We start from the raw sequence: 3308 nt of genomic DNA on the forward strand, positions 1-3308 counted from the left end.
GGCGTCGGTTCTGGTTGTTTGCGTGGTGTCCGTCCGGCGACGAAGCCTGGGTTGTGCACAAAAATCGACATGGCGTCGGGTCCCTGCCCCGACACCACGTGTTTGCCCACCACATACCGGCCCGCGACACTGTCGAGCAGCAACACCACCCCCGAGGCGTCATCGATGAACCCACCCGGCGCATCCACCTCGACCACCGTGTCGGTCCCGAACTCCCGCGCTTTCTCCAACGACGAGAACCCATACACCACCCCGGAATCCGCCACGATCCCCGACTCGAACAACACCTCGCCACCACGCGTCAACGGCACATACAACACCGGCCCCGACCGCTGCCCCAACCAACGCAACCCACCCGACGCATCCGGATTCGCCCACGACACCGGAAACGTTCTCGGATCAACCGCCCCCCGACCATCCACCGCCGCAGGCGCCAGATCCTCCCCCACACCCACCCCCATAGCCTGCAAACCCCGACGCACATCCGACTCCGAAGGACGCAACAACTCCGCCGCCACCACCGCAGCTTCCCGGTCCTGCCGCCGCTGCCACGCCTGATCCGCCGGATGCGGTAACTGTTTGACCCGCTCCCACTCCCCCAACGCATCCACCGCATCCACCGCCGCGGGCACCGGCCGCGACGACCGATCGGGATCGAACCCCGGATTCGGCACAAACGTCTCAACAGCCGGAAAATCCTCGAACCCCGCCACATCCAAATGCGTATCGACATCCGACTGGAAACGACCGAAGAAATGATGCGCGGCAATCCCCCCCACATACAGATACGCCTTACCACCATTAGGCAAATCCTGCTCGAACCTCCCCCGACGCCCCTGCACCACATACACCCGACAATCCCCACCCTCAGCCGCACGCGCCGCCACCGGAGAGTCATACACCACCACCACACCCGAAGACTTCGACACCAAACCATTCACAAACGGCGCTTCCGGGCTCCCCTCCCGCACCGCCACAAACCCCACCGCCGTGTCATCAACAAACCTCGGCGGATTCGCCGACCTACCGAAACCCGCCAACAAACGATCCAACCCCACCCCCGACACATCCGCCGCCCCCGCCCGCGGATCCATCTCCGCCGTCAACCCCGTGACATCCCTACCCCGCTGCACCTGCTCCGGCGTCGGAGGCCTCGACCCCACCTCCGGCACAACCGACACCCGCGCCGGGAACTCCACCCCACCCGCCGAACCCGGCTTCGCCGCACCAGCGGAACCCGGCCGCGACACCTCCGGCCCCGGCGTCTCCAGCCGCGGCGCACCCACCGACCCCGCACCCACCGACCCCCGCGCCGGATCGAAACCGGAATGCTCCACATAAATAGACATCTCCCCCGAAACCTCATGCCACCCCGCCACAAAATTCCCGTCAGCGCCACCCACAAAAAGCGCCATCGGCTCACCCGTCACACCCTCCCGAACAAAACCAGGCGCCCGCACCACCACCACATGCCCCGCACCGAACCGCGTCGCCTGCTCCAACGACGTAAACCCAGAAATATAACCCAAACGACCCGGCGAAATACCCTCCGCCAAAACCAACCCCAAATCCGACACCGGGAAAAACGCCTCCACCTCCCCCACCCACACCGCCGGCCGCTCACCAAACCCGATATCAGCGAACACCCGATCCAACCCCACCGACCGCCGCCCCGCAGCCGGCGCCCCAACCATCGGATCCACCCCCACCGGCAACCCCGTCGCCGCCCGCCCCAACTCCGCATCCACCCGCAACCGATCCAACGACGTCCGCCCCAACTCCGCCAAAACCTGATCCGCCGTCTGCCCCGAACCAGCATTCGGATCACTACCCACACGCCCCGCCACCTCCCCCACCACCGAAACCGAACCCTCCACCGGCACAACCACACCACCATCAACCTGATCCCCAACCGTCGCCGAACCACCCCCCGCACCCGCCGACCCAGCAGGCGCACCAGACGACACAGACCCAGCAGACGACGCAGGCGACGCAGCGGGCGCAACCCCCGCAGCCTGCGAACCCGCCACCACACCCGAACCCCCCGACGGCGTCCGCGGCACCACCGGCCCCGCACCACCCCGCGACAACCGATCCAACGCCGACCCAGTACCCGAACCCGAACCACGCACCGCAGGCGATCTCCCACCACCACCAGCATCCGCCGACCCCGCCCGCACACCAGCATCCGCACCCGCCCGCACAGCAGCATCCGGATGCGGAGCACTCCCATCATGAACCACCGCCGTATCCCGCAACGACGTCAACTGCTGCCGCAAATCCTTCAACCGCGCGACATCACCACTGTGATACGCATTCGCATTACGCCCATGCGAATTCGCCGCCTCCCGCACCTCATTAACCCGCGCAAAAAGATCCCCCGCCCGCTCACGCACCGGCCCCTCCGGAAACGTGTCCGGATGCAACCTCCGCATCTCGCGATACGCCCCCATCCCCTCCCGCCGCGACAACTCCGACAACTCACCCCGCTCCCAACCCCAACGCCGCCCCTCACCCGAAACCCCCGCCTGCCCCCCACCCCGCACCTCCGGCACCGAACGCATCCCACCCAACGCACCCAAACCCGCACCCGCCAACAACATATGCGGATCCACCGCCGCCGCGAACGCCTGCCACGCCAACGACCCATGCAACACCGACTGCATCACCGCACCACCCACACCCATCCCCACCATCCCCACCGACCCCGCCACCGCACCCGTCGCCACCCGCGCCGCCCACGCCGGCACCGCGGCGAACCGCCCCATAAAACCCTGCATAAACCGCGCCGCAGGCCTACCCGCCACCGGACCCGCAGCAAACGACGCCCCCATCGTCAACGCCGAATCCCACCGAAAACCATCCCCCGACACCACACCAGCAACCCCATCAATACCCACACCCACCAAACCCTGCTTACCCGCAGCCCTCAACACATCACTGGCCAACACCTTCGCCAACACCCCACCCGAAGACTCCCGCAAAGCAGGCAACAACCCAAACCGCTTCAACAACGGCTGCAACATCCCCACAGCCCGCGACTCCCCCATCGCCGCCGCCACCTCACCCAACCCCCGCAACGCCTGCCACCGAACAAGCTGCTTACCCTCGAGAAGAATCACCTCCTCCACCAACGGCAAAGCCGCCCGCCCCCACGGCGTAAACCCCAACGCCGCCCGCGCCGCCCACAACGAATACAACGTCACCGCCGCGAAACCCCACATAATCAACTGCGTCTTCGTCACACCATTCGCAGTCTTCACCAACGCATCCCCGAACTGCGTCATCGCATCAGCCAACTCATCAAA

General features: G+C 66.3%; 1 protein-coding gene. It reads right to left on the reverse strand.

Annotated features, from left to right (window positions below):
* A partial coding sequence (locus AB0C34_RS31445; RefSeq protein ID WP_357081058.1) for a hypothetical protein occupies nucleotides 1-3287 on the reverse strand: 3287 nt, incomplete at its 3' end.
* Nucleotides 3288-3308: the final 21 nt, after the last annotated feature.

The organism is Nocardia sp. NPDC049220, from assembly GCF_040647855.1.
Classification (GTDB): Bacteria; Actinomycetota; Actinomycetes; order Mycobacteriales; family Mycobacteriaceae; genus Nocardia.